Annotated in this window: 15 protein-coding genes, 1 pseudogene and 1 other annotated feature; of the genes and pseudogenes, 6 read left to right on the top strand and 10 right to left on the bottom strand. The window is 45.1% G+C overall.

Going from position 1 to position 16,862, the window contains the following annotated elements:
* The coding region (locus EDD57_RS15215) for a collagen-like triple helix repeat-containing protein (protein ID WP_131849876.1) at nt 1-2,718 on the top strand (2,718 nt) is incomplete at its 5' end.
* A 113-nt stretch (nt 2,719-2,831) separates the two neighbouring features.
* A pseudogene (locus tag EDD57_RS13135) lies at nt 2,832-4,174 on the top strand (IS3 family transposase).
* Nucleotides 4,175-4,274: 100 nt separating this feature from the next.
* Here EDD57_RS13135 and EDD57_RS13130 read toward each other — a convergent pair.
* On the bottom strand, nt 4,275-5,033 hold the full coding sequence (locus EDD57_RS13130) for a hypothetical protein (protein WP_131849875.1): 759 nt from the start codon (nt 5,031-5,033) through the stop codon (nt 4,275-4,277).
* Between the two features lie 203 nt (nt 5,034-5,236).
* On the opposite strand from EDD57_RS13130, the gene EDD57_RS13125 reads away from it, so the two are divergent.
* Nucleotides 5,237-5,620 (top strand): hypothetical protein, encoded by a 384-nt coding sequence (locus EDD57_RS13125; RefSeq protein ID WP_131849874.1) that lies wholly within the window; start codon nt 5,237-5,239, stop codon nt 5,618-5,620.
* Nucleotides 5,621-5,686: 66 nt separating this feature from the next.
* Here EDD57_RS13125 and EDD57_RS13120 read toward each other — a convergent pair whose 3' ends face one another.
* The 5 genes from EDD57_RS13120 to EDD57_RS13100 form a co-directional block, all read right to left on the bottom strand.
* Nucleotides 5,687-6,217, bottom strand: coding sequence for a CvpA family protein (locus EDD57_RS13120; protein WP_131849873.1), 531 nt, complete (start codon nt 6,215-6,217; stop codon nt 5,687-5,689).
* Nucleotides 6,218-6,472: a cell division protein ZapA gene (gene zapA, locus EDD57_RS13115; RefSeq protein WP_072336599.1), complete on the bottom strand. Its 255-nt coding sequence runs from the start codon at nt 6,470-6,472 to the stop codon at nt 6,218-6,220.
* Between the two features lie 153 nt (nt 6,473-6,625).
* Entirely contained in the window at nt 6,626-9,058 is a 2,433-nt protein-coding gene (gene pheT / locus EDD57_RS13110; protein ID WP_131849872.1) for a phenylalanine--tRNA ligase subunit beta, read from the bottom strand.
* Nucleotides 9,059-9,075: 17 nt separating this feature from the next.
* The gene (gene pheS, locus EDD57_RS13105; RefSeq protein ID WP_131849871.1) at nt 9,076-10,077 is read right to left on the bottom strand and encodes a phenylalanine--tRNA ligase subunit alpha; all 1,002 of its coding nucleotides are present in this window, start codon (nt 10,075-10,077) and stop codon (nt 9,076-9,078) included.
* Between the two features lie 58 nt (nt 10,078-10,135).
* Nucleotides 10,136-10,399: a binding site (T-box leader), on the bottom strand.
* A 60-nt stretch (nt 10,400-10,459) separates the two neighbouring features.
* A complete protein-coding gene (locus EDD57_RS13100) occupies nt 10,460-11,254 on the bottom strand; it encodes a TrmH family RNA methyltransferase (protein WP_131849870.1) in 795 nt (264 codons plus the stop codon).
* A 112-nt stretch (nt 11,255-11,366) separates the two neighbouring features.
* On the opposite strand from EDD57_RS13100, the gene sspI reads away from it, so the two are divergent.
* Nucleotides 11,367-11,603, top strand: a complete 237-nt coding sequence (gene sspI, locus EDD57_RS13095) for a small acid-soluble spore protein SspI (RefSeq protein ID WP_131849869.1) — start codon at nt 11,367-11,369, stop codon at nt 11,601-11,603.
* 156 nt (nt 11,604-11,759) lie between these two features.
* Entirely contained in the window at nt 11,760-12,323 is a 564-nt protein-coding gene (locus EDD57_RS13090) for a histidine phosphatase family protein (protein WP_131849868.1), read from the top strand.
* Between the two features lie 54 nt (nt 12,324-12,377).
* On the opposite strand, the gene EDD57_RS13085 is transcribed toward EDD57_RS13090, so the two are convergent.
* The 4 genes from EDD57_RS13085 to EDD57_RS13070 form a co-directional block, all read right to left on the bottom strand.
* Nucleotides 12,378-13,487: a M42 family metallopeptidase gene (locus EDD57_RS13085; protein WP_131849867.1), complete on the bottom strand. Its 1,110-nt coding sequence runs from the start codon at nt 13,485-13,487 to the stop codon at nt 12,378-12,380.
* Nucleotides 13,488-13,630: 143 nt separating this feature from the next.
* A complete protein-coding gene (locus EDD57_RS15015; RefSeq protein ID WP_207896837.1) occupies nt 13,631-13,825 on the bottom strand; it encodes a hypothetical protein in 195 nt (64 codons plus the stop codon).
* A 95-nt stretch (nt 13,826-13,920) separates the two neighbouring features.
* A complete protein-coding gene (locus EDD57_RS13075) occupies nt 13,921-14,340 on the bottom strand; it encodes a disulfide oxidoreductase (protein WP_131849866.1) in 420 nt (139 codons plus the stop codon).
* The gene (locus tag EDD57_RS13070) at nt 14,341-15,051 is read right to left on the bottom strand and encodes a thioredoxin domain-containing protein (RefSeq protein ID WP_131849865.1); all 711 of its coding nucleotides are present in this window, start codon (nt 15,049-15,051) and stop codon (nt 14,341-14,343) included.
* A 467-nt stretch (nt 15,052-15,518) separates the two neighbouring features.
* Here EDD57_RS13070 and EDD57_RS13065 point away from each other — a divergent pair, with 467 nt between their 5' ends.
* On the top strand, nt 15,519-16,742 hold the full coding sequence (locus EDD57_RS13065; RefSeq protein ID WP_131849864.1) for a PhoH family protein: 1,224 nt from the start codon (nt 15,519-15,521) through the stop codon (nt 16,740-16,742).
* Nucleotides 16,743-16,862: the final 120 nt, after the last annotated feature.

Raw genomic sequence — 16,862 nt, 5'->3', positions numbered from 1 at the left:
CCTCAGGGACCTCAGGGGCCTCAAGGACCTCAAGGACCCCAAGGGCCTACTGGACCTACGGGACCGACTGGGCCTCAGGGACCTCAAGGGCCTCAAGGACCTCAAGGGCCTCAAGGACCTCAAGGACCCACAGGGCCTACCGGACCCCAAGGACCTCAAGGACCCCAAGGGCCGACTGGACCTCAAGGACCCACAGGACCTACCGGACCTCAAGGACCTCAAGGACCTACGGGACCGACTGGGCCTCAGGGACCTCAAGGACCTCAAGGACCTCAAGGACCTCAAGGGCCCACAGGACCTACGGGATCGACTGGACCTACGGGGCCTCAAGGACCTCAAGGACCCCAAGGACCTCAAGGACCCACAGGACCTACGGGGCCTCAGGGACCTCAGGGACCTCAGGGACCTCAGGGACCTCAGGGGCCTCAAGGACCTCAAGGACCCCAAGGACCTCAAGGACCTACGGGACCGACTGGGCCTCAGGGACCTCAAGGGCCTCAAGGACCTCAAGGACCTCAAGGACCCCAAGGACCCCAAGGACCTCAAGGACCTCAAGGACCCCAAGGGCCTACTGGACCGACTGGACCTCAAGGGCCTCAAGGACCCCAAGGACCTCAAGGACCCCAAGGACCCCAAGGACCTCAAGGACCCCAAGGACCTCAAGGACCCACAGGACCTACGGGGCCTCAGGGACCTCAGGGGCCTCAAGGACCTCAGGGGCCTCAAGGACCTCAAGGACCCCAAGGGCCTACTGGACCTACGGGACCGACTGGGCCTCAGGGACCTCAAGGACCTCAAGGACCTCAAGGACCTCAAGGACCTCAAGGACCTCAAGGACCCCAAGGGCCTACTGGACCGACTGGACCTCAAGGGCCTCAAGGACCCACAGGACCTACCGGACCTCAAGGACCTACAGGGCCTACCGGACCTACGGGACCGACTGGGCCTCAGGGACCTCAAGGACCTCAAGGATCTCAAGGACCTCAAGGGCCCACAGGACCTACGGGATCGACTGGACCTACGGGGCCTCAAGGACCTCAAGGACCCCAAGGGCCTCAGGGACCTCAGGGACCTCAAGGGCCTCAAGGACCTCAAGGACCCACAGGGCCTACCGGACCTACTGGACCTCAAGGACCTCAAGGACCCCAAGGGCCTCAAGGACCCCAAGGACCTCAAGGACCCCAAGGGCCGACTGGACCGACTGGACCTCAAGGACCCACAGGACCTACCGGACCTCAAGGACCTCAAGGGCCTCAAGGACCTACAGGGCCTACCGGACCGACTGGACCTCAAGGACCTCAGGGACCTCAAGGGCCTACCGGACCGACTGGACCTCAAGGACCCCAAGGACCTCAAGGACCCCAAGGACCCACAGGACCTACCGGACCTACGGGGCCTCAAGGACCTCAAGGACCCACAGGACCTACGGGATCGACTGGACCTACGGGGCCTCAAGGACCTCAAGGGCCTCAGGGACCTCAAGGGCCTCAAGGACCCCAAGGGCCTACTGGACCGACTGGACCTCAAGGACCCCAAGGGCCTACTGGACCGACTGGACCTCAGGGACCTCAAGGACCTCAAGGGCCTCAAGGACCCCAAGGACCCACAGGGCCTACCGGACCGACTGGACCTCAGGGACCTCAAGGGCCTCAAGGACCTCAAGGGCCTCAAGGACCTCAGGGACCCACAGGACCTACGGGATCGACTGGACCTACGGGGCCTCAAGGACCCCAAGGACCCACAGGGCCTACCGGACCGACTGGACCTCAAGGACCTCAAGGACCTCAAGGACCTCAAGGACCTCAGGGACCCACAGGACCTACGGGATCGACTGGACCTACGGGGCCTCAAGGACCCACAGGACCTACCGGACCGACTGGGCCTCAGGGACCTCAAGGGCCTCAAGGACCCCAAGGGCCTACTGGACCTACGGGACCAACTGGACCCCAAGGACCTCAAGGACCCACAGGACCTACCGGACCTCAAGGACCTCAAGGACCTCAAGGGCCTCAAGGACCTACAGGGCCTACCGGACCGACTGGACCTCAAGGACCTCAGGGACCCACAGGGCCTACTGGACGTACCGGAGCTACTGGAGCTACGGGGGCTACTGGACGTACCGGAGCTACTGGAGCTACGGGGGCTACTGGACGTACCGGAGCTACTGGAGCTACGGGGGCTACTGGAGCTACGGGGGCTACTGGAAACACGGGCACGACCGGACCAACTGGACCCAATGTAGCACTAACCGGTTTCTCCGCCCAACGTGCCTCTACTGTAGTTAACGCGGATACACAGCTAGGAAACTGGACCGTGACTAGCCCTTACTACACCGGAACTGGCTTTAATACAACAACAGGAGACTACACGATCCAGGCAACGGGAAGATATTCTATTAAACTGATTATCAGCTACCAGACTGCAGCCCTTGCGGTCACAATTGGCGCTGGACCGAACCCAAGATTCGTCGTACGCCGGACCTCTCCCGTAGTAACAGACTTGGTAACAGGTTTACTCCCTATAGTAAATATTGCTGTAGTGGTTCTAACAATAAGAGGACCTTTAGGAAATGCTTCCATCACATTAACAGGAGATTTTGAACTAACAGCGGGTGATGTGATTGGTGTCTTCTATGTGTCAGACGCTTTAGGAGTCAACTTGACACTAAGTCCGATCAATGACTCAACCACTGTTTGGTCCGTTCACAGATTAACTTAATATAGAATCCATGAAACCGTTTAAACTGTAGATATTATAAAAACAACCCAGTCCTTATGAACTGCACCCCAATTGTTGGACACAGAAAACCAACAGTTGGAGGTGCTTTTTCTATGGCAAAATATTCGGTAGAAATCAGATTGGAAGCTGTTCAAGCCTACCTCGACGGAGTCGAGTCGTATAAAGATATTGCTAAGACATATCAAATGACAAAAAGTGAACTAATAAAATGGGTATCGCTGTATCGAGAACATGGTTACCAAGCTTTCCAGAAAAGATATACAAATCACTCTGTTGAGTTTAAAATGGACGTACTTAATTTTATAAACGAAACGGGAGCGTCCAACAGTAGAGCAGCCGCTGTTTTTAATGTGCCCGCTCCTAGTACAGTTCGCAGGTGGCGATATTTGTACGAAACATAGGGATTTGACGCTCTTAAACCAAGAAAAAAGGGGCGTCAATCCTTGAAAAAAAGACGAAGAAAAAACAGGTATTGAGCATAGAAGAAGAGTTATGTGAGAAAATGAGCATCTACGAATGGAGAATGCTTATCTAAAAAAGTTGAATGCCTTAGTTCAAGACAGAGCAAAGTCAACAAACAAGACAAAGCCCAAGTAATCTATGAATTAAGGCACAACTATCCTGTAAAGGCTCTATTAAAAATCGCGGGTATTGCTCGTAACACCTATTATTACTGGTTTAAACAGATGAACAAGCCTGATAAATATAAAGAGATAAAAGGAAAAATCGAAGCGATTTTTCATGAACATAAAGGCGTTATGGTTATCGTCGAATCACATGGGAATTACGAAATCAAGGTTATACCTTGAATCATAAAACAGTATTCCGTCTCATGAAGGAACTGGGATTGAAATGCTTAGTGCGCATGAAGAAATATCGTTCTTATCGTGGGAAAGCAGGGAAAATTACTCCTAACGTCCTAGCACGTAATTTCCAAGCAACCAAACCAAATCAGAAATGGGTCACGGATATAACTGAATTTCACCTGTATGGTGAAAAACTCTATTTGTCCCCCATTCTTGATTTATACAATGGAGAGATTATTGCTTATGAGGTGGAAAACCGTCCCGTCTACTCTCTTGTCTACAAGATGCTGGACAAAGCCTTTAAACAGTTAGAAGAGAGCGAAGCTCCCCTCCTCCACTCAGATCAGGGATGGCATTATCAGATGCGCCCATATCAACACTCGTTAAAGCAACGTGGAGTTACACAAAGCATGTCCCACAAAGGCAATTGCCTAGATAATGGTGTCATGGAAAACTTCTTTGGCTTGCTCAAAAGTGAATTGCTTTATCTCCATGAATTCGATAGCATGGATCATTTCAAACAGAAACTAGAGGATTATATTCACTATTACAACCACAAACGCTTAAAGATAAAACTAAAGGGCATGAGTCCGGTTCAATACCGAACGCATACCCTGCGGGTTGCTTAAAACTTCGTGTCTAACTTTTTGGGTTCACTTCATTCTTGTATCCACGACAAAAAGACCACTAGATTTCTCTAGCGGTCTTTATCAGTGAACAACTCTCTACTTACTTTACTTCTGTCAAAGTTGCTTTGATTTTCGAGAAGTAGTACTGAGTATAGGCCTCATAGCCAGAATCAGTTCCGATCAACAACCAAAGTTTACCTTCGCTATCTGATTGTATATAGTAAGGTTTTGATTTATTGTTGAAATTCTTGATTTCGAAAGTTTCCTCATCAGTACTCTTTACTTTCCCAATCGTACCGACTAAAGCAGCATTTGCTCCACCTTGAGCTTGTTGACCATGATCCGCATTTAATCGATAGTGACCACCTACCACATGCGATTTGGGCTCAACTGTGGCAGCTCCTGCTTTTACAAATACGGAATCCCCTGGGGATCCACCTACACCAAATGTGGCTGATGGTGTATTGGTTGCAATATCAAAATCAAAGTCTACCTTATACGTTGTATTTGGCTTTACTTTATGTGTCGTATGTACTGGCTTCGTTACATACATGAACAAATCATCACTGTGATTACTTCCAGCAATATGAAGCCCTTTTTGTTGTTTAGTTAAATTTTTAGGAAGGTCTTGTAAAGAGAATGATAATCTCCACTCGGTTTCTGTTCCTGGTGGATAGTCCGAAAAGCCACCGCTCCATCCATTATACCCACCATCAAATGTGTCCTCTACTACAATTTTCTGAGTTGCTTTTTGCTCTGCTTCAGCTGCGTGAACAGGCTGTGATCCAGTAAAATTGACGATCATTCCTCCGAGCACTAGGGATGTTGCAAGAGCAGCAGAGATGGTTTTCTTCTTCATAATCTTCATACCTCCATGTGAAATTAAGTAGATTGAATTATATATAGCAAGAATACAATTTCATACTAATCTTTCACCGCTCATATTACAACTATAGAACTATAAATAAATGTAAAGAATTATAAAGTAAGATTTACAAGAAAAAACTTTCCTGCTATGTTTATCAAGCACGTTCACTCGAGGCATTACTAGGAGGAAATAACATGTTGAAAAGAGTAGCATCATTTGCAATTGGATGTAGTATCGTTATGGGAGCAACCACAGGGGTTTTCGCTAGCTATAAGCCGACCCCATACACAGGAGCGGATCATCCTTGTAAATCAAGCTTTGTTGATTTTAAAGCTACTATCACAAAAGAAGTAGCGGATAAAGGCGGGGTTACTACTTTAGTAGAACCATCTCTTTCTTCTAAGCCTTATGAAGCACTTCCGACAAAACTATTTTACGGAACTCACGGATTCACTGGTGTTGTTCATGGAGAAATGGTTAACGGTTCAGACAAATGGTATGTCGTTCACAATATGTGGGCAAACACATATGTTCACTCTTCCAATTTTGAAAAAGATGTAAAATGTTTGTGGAACTAAGCTTTTCTTCATAGTAAATAAGTGCGGCTCCCTTCTACCATGCGTAAGAAGGGAGCCGCACTTATTTTACGGGGTCTTTCCTTTAAACAAGTCTATTACTTCATCCTTTAAATCAGGAGTAATCGCCAAAATCTGTTGAGATAAGAAGGAATCCTGCACTTTGCTATGTACATTTGGCACAGGGACAAATGAGAAAACATTTACCACTAAAACAAGTAAAATCGCCATTCGCAGAAACCCGAAAACCAGACCGCCTGTGTGATTAATCGCTGATATAACCGGAATCTTCGCTATCCCACCAGCAACTCCGCCAATGATGCGGAAAATCGCTTTCGTTACTATAAAGATGATCACAAATGCGATGAATGAATAAACAAAGTTGCTAATCGGGAATAGTCCCCATACGCCCGTTTCAGGCACGATTCCAGGGAACCAGCCTGAGATGGTTTGAGCAAATGGCCCGCTAAATTTATAAGCGAGATAGATGCTCAAGATGGTGCCAAGTAAAGCGAGGACTTGACGGACTAATCCTTGACGGTATCCTTGGAAACAGGCAGCTGCGACCGCGATCAATAGGACGATATCAATCCAGTTCATCTAGGGTTGATTATCCTCAATCAAGTGCATGATCTCATCGTATTCCTGTTTTAATCTCAAGTATTCATCTGCGATATTAAAAGCAGATAATACTGCCAAACGTGTCATATCTAAACGAGGATTTCCTTCGGCAATGCCTTTCATATTTGAATCCACCAGCCCAGCTACTTGGCGAGTGTAGCTGGGGGTTGCTTTCCCAATGATAGGGTAGGTCTGTCCATAGATCTCCACATTCATGCGAGAACGTTGTACCATTCATATCACCAACCCACATGTAGACTGTCTTACATACCAATTGAAGTGTTCATTACCCGATATTAATCGAAATAAAACGATCCTATATCCCAAGTCTATCACTAATTAGGCTTATTTTGGGTAATCAGGAGCTGATGGAATCAAATTGTCACACTAACTTCTTAATACGGCCCCGAGTGTTGTCTGTAAATGTTCCACTACTTTTGAGTGTGTAGCGGTTACTTCCGCATCCGTTAGAGTGCGATCTGCGGCTCTGTAAACAAGCGAGTAGGCGATACTCATCTTGCCTTCTCCTACTTGGGAGCCGATAAATACATCGAATAAGCGTACCGATTCAAGAAGTTCTCCAGCTACTTCGTGGATTCCTGCCTCCAGTACTCCCGCCTCTACATTTTTATCCACAACCAAAGCCAAGTCGCGAGTGACAGCTGGGAAGCGTGGAATCGCTTGGTAGCGAACATCTGCCTGAATCGCTTGTTGTAGACGCTCTAAGTCAAGTTGAACCACCACGGTATCTTTGAGATCCTGTTGTTTCGCCAACTGTGGATGCATCTGTCCGAGTACACCTAGCACTTCGCCATTATAAATCAATTCAGCCGTACGCCCTGGATGGAATCCTTCATGATGGCTTGCTGCTTGAATCTCAACATTAGCCACGCCGATTCGTTCAAAAATAGCTTGCACAATCCCTTTCGCTACATAGAAATCGCCACCCGGTAATGCTTGACGGTTCCAACGAGCCGAGCGAAGATCGCCTGTTAATAGGAAAGCGAGTTCCAACCGTTCTTCAGGAAGTTCAGTCAGCTTTTTCTCTTGCGTTACATATACCTTACTCATCTCAAAGATAGCAAGGTCTTCGTTTCCGTGTTTGACGTTATAAACGGCCGTCTGAATAAGCTCTGGTAAGAGAGTCGTACGTAGCACGGCATGTTCGCTAGACATCGGCATCGCCAAGCGAACAAGACCTGTGGACGGAGTCAGAGAACCTACTTCTTTGCCACGTTTGCTTGAAGTAAGGCTGTAAGTAAGTACTTCGGATAATCCAAGATCAATCAAGAGATGACGTAGCTTACGACGCAAACGTTGTGAATCAGTTAAACGTCCTGGCTGTTGTTGTCCCCATGGCAAGGTGGTAGGGATGCGATCATATCCATAGATCCTCGCCACTTCTTCAATTAAATCCACTTCTAATTGAATATCTGGACGGCGAGTCGGAACTTGAACGTGGTACACTTTTTTCTCCGCATCGAAGTGAGCAGAGAAGTTCAAGCGGCGGAAGATGTCTCCTACTTGCTCCTCGCTAATACTCGTTCCTAATACTTTCATGAGACGATCGTGACGCAAGGAAACCGTCACTTCTTCGATCTCTCCCGAACGCTCTACGATCACATCCGAGCCAATTTGCGCACCTGCGACCTCTTGCAATAACTGAACAGCACCGCTTAATGCAGGTAAGATCCGCTCTGGATCAATGCCTTTTTCAAAACGATTACTCGCTTCCGAACGTAAGCCTAATTTACGAGATGCACGGCAAATCAGGGTAGGATCAAAGTACGCTGATTCCAATAATACCGTCGTGGTATGCGAGCGAACTTCCGAAGATTCTCCGCCCATAACCCCAGCAAGCCCTAGGATCTGCTCACCATCGGTAATCAGTAGCGTTTCATCATCTAATGCTCTGGTTACTCCATCTAGCGTAACAACCGTTTCTCCTGCACGGGAACGACGTACGACAATCTCTCCCGTTGGAATCGTCTGAAGGTCAAAGGCGTGTAAAGGTTGGCCTGTCTCAATCATCACATAATTGGTTACGTCTACCACGTTATTAATCGGGCGAATTCCTGCTGAAATCAACCGATTTTGGAGCCATTGTGGGGAAGGCCCCACTTGAATTCCTTTTACAACTTGTACAGCATAAAACGGGCAATCTTCTTCTAGATCTGTCGTGATCTCGACCCGTGTCTTTTCAGTAGATGAGATCGCTTCGGTTCTTTCTGGTAAGCGAAGCTCCCGATTAAAGATGGCAGAAAGCTCGTAAGCAACTCCCATCATGCTTAAGCAATCAGAGCGGTTTGGAGTAAGCTCCAATTCAACTACTTGATCGTTCATACCAAGATGTTCTTTGATATCTTGGCCGATTACTGCATCTCGTCCAAGCACAAGGATCCCTTGCTTTTGATGCTCCGTTAGGAACTTATCTGGGATTCCTAATTCTTTCGCCGAACAGATCATCCCACGAGAGGCCACACCGCGTAACTTAGTATCCTTAATTTTAATTCCGCCTGGTAGATTGGCTCCCTTGATCGCAACGGGAACCAGCTGTCCAGCCGCTACATTGGCTGCACCACATACGATTTGGAGTGGCTCAGAACTACCCACATCCACTTGTGTGATATTTAATTTGTCCGCTTCAGGATGTTTCTCTACTGATAAAACATGTCCTACTACGACATGACTCACTCCATTATCACGCGTGTAGATGACTTCAACCTCAATCCCGGTGCGATTTAACTCATCTGCAATCATCTCAGGGGTAATTCCCGTCAAATCTACATACTCCGAAATCCAATCATAGGAGACTAACATGTATCCCCTCTCCTCTCTTAAACCGATTTAAATTGACGTAAGAAACGTAAGTCGTTGTTATATAGGTGACGAATATCATCAATGTCATATTTCAACATCGCAACCCGCTCTACTCCGAGCCCAAAAGCAAATCCAGTGTAGCGCTCTGAGTCATAGCCTGCTTTTTCTAATACACGTGGGTGAACCATACCTGCGCCTAGGATTTCGAGCCACCCTTTTTCCGGATGATAAATATCCACTTCGACACTTGGTTCGGTAAAAGGAAAATAGCTAGGACGTAAGCGTACTTCTGTATCTGGACCAAACATCTTCTGAATCAGTTGTAGCAATACGCCTTTTAATTCTCCCATCGATACGCCACGATCTACAACCAAGCCCTCGATTTGTGTAAATTGGTGTGAATGGGTCGCATCATCATCATCACGGCGATATACTTTCCCTGGCATAATGATCCGGACCGGTACTTCTCCTTCTTTAGCAAGCAAAGTACGCCCTTGCACCGAAGAGGTATGTGTACGTAGCAAAATTTCAGGTGTGATATAGAAAGAGTCTTGCATATCACGAGCTGGATGATCTTTCGGTAGGTTTAACATTTCAAAATTATAGTGATCTAACTCTACTTCCGGACCTTCTGCAATCTCAAAGCCCATTCCAATGAAAATATCTTCAATTTGCTCAATCACAGAATGAAGTGGGTGAATCGAACCTGGTTCAAGTGAGGCACCTGGTAACGTTACATCGATGGTTTCGCTTTGCAATTTAGCTTCTAGCTCCTCGGTTTCGAGCGATTCACTTTTTTGGGCAAAAGCGGTTTCGAGTGCAGCTCGCACTTCATTCGCAAGCCCACCAATCACAGGGCGCTCTTCAGCGGATAAGGAACCCATTCCACGTAAGACGGCTGTTAGTTCCCCTTTTTTGCCGAGATATTTTACTTTTAACTCCTTGATCAATTCCATTTCAGTAGCAGATTGGATTTCCTGCAATGCCTCAGTACGTAGACTTTCTAAACGTTCGCGCATGGGAAAACACCCCTATATTCAATAATTTTCAAGCCAAAATAAAAAAGACCTCTCCCTATAAAGGGACGAAAGTCTTTCCGTGGTACCACCCTTTTTGAAAGAAAGGCTAGACAAACAAAGCACCTTCTTTCCACTCTCGAACCTGGTAACGGTGGCTTAGACCGGAAATCCTCTATTTAGAAAACACTTAACTGGTCTTCTGTTCAAAGATTCAGCTCCCAAGTGAATTCAGCAGTCGCTTCCATAGAGGCACTTGCAGTCTAGGATGCCTCTTCCCTGAAAAGGAGCACTTCTACTTACTAATCTTGCTCATCGCTGTCATTCATTTTCCACATTCATGATTATCGCTATTATAACGAAGTCAGCCCCAGCTTGCAATGGATTATCGATAAGACTGGCGCACTCGCTCATACATTAAGATCGCTCCCGTTACGGATACGTTAAACGACTCTGTATTCCCCGGCATCGGAATTTGAACCTCAACATCTGCTTCGGCTAGGACATCTGGATTGACACCGCGTCCTTCATTCCCTAGCAAGATCGCCGTTCGATTCGGAAATGGATATTCGAAGTGACACTGCCCTGCATGCGGAGACGTGCCTACGATGGTAATCCCTTTTTGCTTCATTGATTGGATCGCGAACTCCAGGTTACGTGGAAAAATGGGTACATGAAAGATCGCGCCCATAGTCGCACGAACTACTTTGGGATTATATAGATCTACCGTACCATGGCCGAGATATACTCCCGTAATCCCCATCCCTTGTGCCGTTCGCAATAGTGTTCCTAGATTTCCTGGGTCTTGAACTTCATCTAGCAAGAGAAAAGTGGAATGGTCTTTCTCTAATAAATCGCTTTCCTCCCACTTGCGCATTTCAACCTCTGCCATCACTCCTTGAGGTGTTTCTGTTTCAACAAGTGACTGAAACATCGAGGAAGAAAGTACATAGTATGGAGCTTCTACCTGATGAGTGCTAAAAAACATCTCCCATTTGTCCCGTTGTTCCTCTTCTACCATCAAAGCAACGAACTTCGCTCCAGATCGAATCGCTTCTTGAATCAGATGCTCTCCTTCAATCAAAAACGTTTGATGTTCTTTACGCCCTTTTCTCGTCTTTAGCTTTTTCCATCTTTTTAAGGCTGTATTTTGTACCGAAGTAATCATTGTCCAAAGCATATATCCGAACTCCTTCAAATTGGTTCATTCATTATACCATTGCGGGCATATTGGATAAAGAGACTCATAATCGGCCATTCTATTGAAAAATAGGGTAAAGGAGGCACATCCATTGAATTTCAATATCCGTGGTGCCGTCTTACATAATCTGAGTGGCATGGCCGAACAAGAATTAGAGGGAATGATCGTCGATTCGATCAAACAAGGCGATGAAAAACTCTTACCAGGATTAGGCGTGCTTTTTGAAGTCATTTGGAATAATAGCAACGAACAAGATCGCGACCAAATGATTGATACACTCCACAATAAAATCATGACAGGTCCTAAGCCAAATCCATTTGGTCCTTAAACAAAAGTTAATTTACCACACGAGAGGTTGATTATTTCAGCCTCTTTTCGGGTTATAAATACTGAATATTCTTTTTTAAAAACGTTTTCAAAAACAACATTGTTCAACTCTTCACGATTTGTTATGATAGATATAAATGTAAAAGGAGGGAGCCCGTTGAAATCACTTATCGTTGTCCGCCATTGTGAAACAGAGGGGCAAGATCGGGAAGCTCCCCTAACTACTAAAGGATTTACGCAAGCAGACGAATTGACTAAATTTTTCATAAACCGAAATGATAGCGTTTCCAAAATTATCTCAAGCCCTTATAAACGTGCACTCCAAACGATTCAGCCGCTCGCACAGCATCTACAAAAAAAGATTGTCAAAGATGCACGGTTATCTGAAAGAATTCTTTCTCCTACTCCACTTGATAATTGGACCGAGCTATTGGAAAAAAGCTTCGAAAACCTTGACTTTTCAGTCGAAGGAGGAGAGTCCAACCGACAAGCATTTCAACGTGTTGCTCCTCTGATCCGAAGCGAGTTAGAAAGTGAAGAGTCTACGGTTGTCTTTGTTACACATGGGAATCTCATGACTTGCATCCTAAAATACTTTGATCCACAAATTGGGTTTCAAGAGTGGAAATCCTTATCGAATCCGGATGTGTTTCAAATCACTTTTTGCCCCAAAGGTACTACACTGAAGAGGATTTGGTCCGAACAAATCACTTGTAAATAGCCATAAAAACACCAAGCTAGTGAAACAACTTGGTGTTTTTATTGTGAATGAAACCTATTTTGCTGCGAAAACCCCTTGAATTTCCTTCACCTTAGCCTCATCTAGACGTTTCACAATCGCCACAATCCAACGAACCAACTCTTCACAATCTCGGCGATCTAAGATCGAAGAATGACTATGAATATAACGAGTTGGTACACCTAGACTGATACTTGGTACACCTGTTTTATGAGTGTGGATAAAATGGTTATCTGTCGCACCACCCGTGATTACCTCAAACTGGTACGGGATACCTTCTTCCTCGGCAACCTGCTTCACAAAATCAATCATGCCACAGTGTGCAATATGACCTGCATCATATAGGACCAGAAGTGGCCCGTCTCCCATCTTGGTATCCGCATGTGGGTTCGTCGTTCCTAGGGAATCAGTTGCAATCCCTACATCCACCACAATCGAGATATCTGGATCCACTACCTGCGCAGAAGTAATCGCCCCTCGACAACCTACTTCTTCCATCACAGTCCCTACTGAAAATACTTGATTTTGATGCAAAACGCCATCCTCTGACAATTCTTGCAATACACCTAATGCCACCGCGCAACCTAGACGATTATCCATCGCCTTGGCTAGCCAGCGATTTTCGTTACTCATCGTGGTAAAAGGAGAATATGGGATGATAAAATCCCCTGGCCTGATTCCTAATTGGTCAATCTCTTCTTTACTCTCCACACCCAAATCAACAAATAAATCGGTTACCTCGACACCTTTTTTTCGCTTATCTGGTTCCAATAAATGAGGAGCCACAGAGCCAACAACACCTAAGTGTCTTCCCTTCGATGTGATTACTTCTACACGTTGAGCAGGGAGGACTTGTCCCCACCAGCCACCTAATGGATGAAATCGTAGAAAACCATCATCTGTGATACGGGTAACCATAAATCCAACTTCGTCCATGTGTCCCGTAATCATAATTCTAGGTCCTGTCTTCCCCTTACGAGCGATAAAACTTCCTAGGCGATCCTTCTGTATCTCATCTGCATAAGGTGCAGCATACTGCTCCATCACTTCCCGTACGGCTCTTTCAAATCCTGGTGGTCCTGCCGCCTCCGTTAGATCCTTCAGCATGGATTGGAACGACACCTTACCTCCTGTTGATTTCCCCATTATTCTGACACTCCAATTTTATGTATCATTTTCTGTTAAACTGATAAGGATAGAGACCTCTTAATCCCTTAAGAGATCTCTATTGGCATCCCTCGGTGATCATCATCCATCCCAATAATCTTAGTTAGATCAATGGGTTATGATTAGCAACCACCAAAGCCAAAACCTCCTCTACCGCCCCAGCCTCCTCCCCAGCCACCAAAGCCGAAGAAGCCGCAACAGCAGAAGACGCAGACGATGGCTAAAATAACGAGGATGATCCAGATACCACCGCCACCCCAGCCAAAACCGAAGCCGCCTCCGCCGCCATCATAACATCCGCCATTTAAACCACTCATGTGAATACCTCCTCTTTGGGAAGTTTCCCATGATTTAATTTATGTACAAGATATCTAATTGGCTGGACTAGTATCCGAACGTAGATCACCTATTTTTATTCGGCTTCTTTTCTGCTGAACCAAGTAAAAAGCAAAATCAAGAAAAAGCCAACAAATGCAAGGACTGGAATCGTAATGAAGCCATCGAACCAATTCAGATAATCTTGGCTACACGGAATCCCAACCTTACATTTGAGCATTCCCCCAATAGAGGGCACTTGTTGGACTAAAATATGATAGCTAGAGATTAAAATCCCCATGCCCGCAAGAGAGAATACATATTTCCCCACTTCTCGATCATCTCGAAAGGTGGCAATGCCAAGTAGTACGACAAGAGGATACATAAAAATTCTCTGGTACCAACAAAGATCACATGGTATCCAACTTAATGCTTCACTCATGTAGAGACTGCCTCCAGTGGCGATAATCGAGACAATCCAGGCAAAGTATAGTGCGTATCTAGATAAGAAACTCATTTATTTCCCACCTAGTTCTTTATCCAATCTCGCTTTAAAAGCTTGGAAATCGTTGATCTCAGCATCAGTTGCCATTTTACCGTTGATGTACACAACCGGAACACCTGATATATTGAGTGATTCTACATACTTATTGTCTGCTTCTACATCTGCTTTGTACTTGTCAGATTTAATATCCTTGCCCACTTGCTCGGCATTTACCTCAGGGATATTTTTCTTGATCAAGTCAACTAAGAAATCAGCCGATTTGCCTTCTGTCTGTTTATTGTATTCCTCTTGATTGTTATAAACAGCATCGTAAAATTTCCAGAAAGCCTCTTTGTTTTGTGCCATTACGGACTTGGCTGCCATCCCTGCTACAAGTGGTTCCGGTTTCATAAATTGGAACGGAGCAAACGTAAATTGTACTTTTCCAGAATCAATATACGACTTTAGCTGTTTATAGTGCTGATCATGGAACATTTTACAGTGTGGACAACGAAAATCTCCGATCTCCACAATCTTAATGGGTGCATCTGCTTTTCCGATTGTAGCTTGCTTCTCAACCTTTAGATCAACTACCTTATCTGGTTGAACTGCATCTGATTTTTTATCAGAATTAAGCATGGTTACTAATGCGTAAACACCAACACCCAAGAACAATACTAATAAAGTAATAAAGACAACGGTAGTATTATCGCGTTTTCCTTTCTGTTTATGGCGATTTGCCATATTGACGCCCCCTTTTTATTCAGTATGAATCTTACATAGCAATATTATTGTAGCAAAAAATTGGAGATGCTAAGAGAAACTTTTTTTGGTTTTTTGATCCTTTTTTCCTTAAGAATTTGATTTTTCCATCTTTTCACTTGCAAAATGGTTCCCATCACTTGTACCATAGAATTAGGCTAACAATAAAAAAATTTATTATACGCCATATTCACGGAGGATGATGCGAATCCTAAAAGTCACATTTGGTTCATCCAGATGACTATCAATTCATGTACGTGCCAAAAACAAACCCTTCTCATAAAATATATGAGGGCTTCCGTTTGAACACTATCCAGTCTTTTCCATGCCAATATATACAGCATCTAATTTTCTATAAAACAGGTAACACTTATGATGTACACCATACACTTGGCCTTAGTGTTCCAAAACCTTGAGTTAACATCAAAGGGATCGGGGGTTCCCCCTGTATGAGATATGTCATTGATACAAATGTACTTTTGACAGGGATAAGCTGTCCAGAAGAACTACAGGATGTAACATTCGTCATCACAGCGATGGTACTTCGAGAGCTAGAGAAACATAAGTTAAGTCATAACCCACGTCTAGCTTATGATGCTCGTGTGGCTACTCGATATATTGAACAAAATCAAGAACAAATGGTTTTCGACACCAACGATTACCAGGTACAGCTGGGAGATCAATTTGATCCAAACTATGCTGATAATAAAATCCTACAATGTTGTGTGGATAATCAGTATGGGATTCTCACAAATGACCTACTATTAAAGCAGAAGGCTCGAGGTTTAGGGATTCAAGTTTTGGAACAAGATCAAGATGAGTGCACATATACAGGATACATCGAAGCAGAGGTGGATGACGAGCGTTATGCAAGCTTACTCCATAATCTAGATGAAAACATCTTTGAACTGCTCCCAAATCAATACCTCGTCATCAACAATGACAATAAGCATGTAGATCTGCTCAGATGGACTGGTGAAACTCACATGCATGTTCGTCCAAGAGGATTTGAAACCATCTTTTTTGGTAAATTCTCCCCTCGAGATGCTTATCAACGTTGTGCCCTCGACAGTTTACGAAATAACCCTATGACAGTCGTCAAAGGAAAAGCAGGGACTGGAAAATCACTAATCGCTCTGAACTACGCTATGCATCAGATTGAAAAAGGAAAATATGATCGTCTCATCTGTTTCGTAAACCCTATGGCCGCTAGAAATAGTGCCAAATTAGGCTTTTATCCAGGGACACGGGATGAGAAAATCATGGATTCAGCTATTGGATCGATGTTATGTAGTAAATTTGGAGATAAAATGGTGCTCGAAGAGCTGATGAAAGGGAACGAAAAAGAAAAGCAACCTCCTAAGCTCTTACTACTTCCATTTAGTGACATCAGGGGGTTTGATACAACGGGTATGAAAGCGATTGTCTATATCATCGAAGCCCAAAACCTAGATATAGACCTTATGAAGCTCGCTGTCCAACGTGTTGGAGAAGATTCCAAACTCATTATTGATGGTGACTTTGAAGCGCAAGTTGACCATACGAGTTATGAAGGAATCAATAACGGGATGAGACGCTTATCTGAGGTATTTCGCGGGCAGCCTTATTACGGTGAAGTAGAACTACCCTTTATTTACCGGAGTGAAATCGCTCGAAAAGCAGACGAAATGTAAAACTGTAAAAGAACAGATCCGGGAGTGAACTGCACCCCAATTGTTGGACACGAAATACAATCCAACAGTTGGAGGTGCTTTTTCATGACTAAGTATTCGTTTGAGACAAAATTAGAAGCT

The sequence above is a fragment of the Baia soyae genome (genome assembly GCF_004341445.1).
GTDB classification, from domain to species: domain Bacteria; phylum Bacillota; class Bacilli; order Thermoactinomycetales; family Thermoactinomycetaceae; genus Baia; species Baia soyae.
The sequence above is the reverse complement of the archived record's forward strand: the minus strand, read 5'-3'. Positions and strand labels throughout refer to the sequence as shown.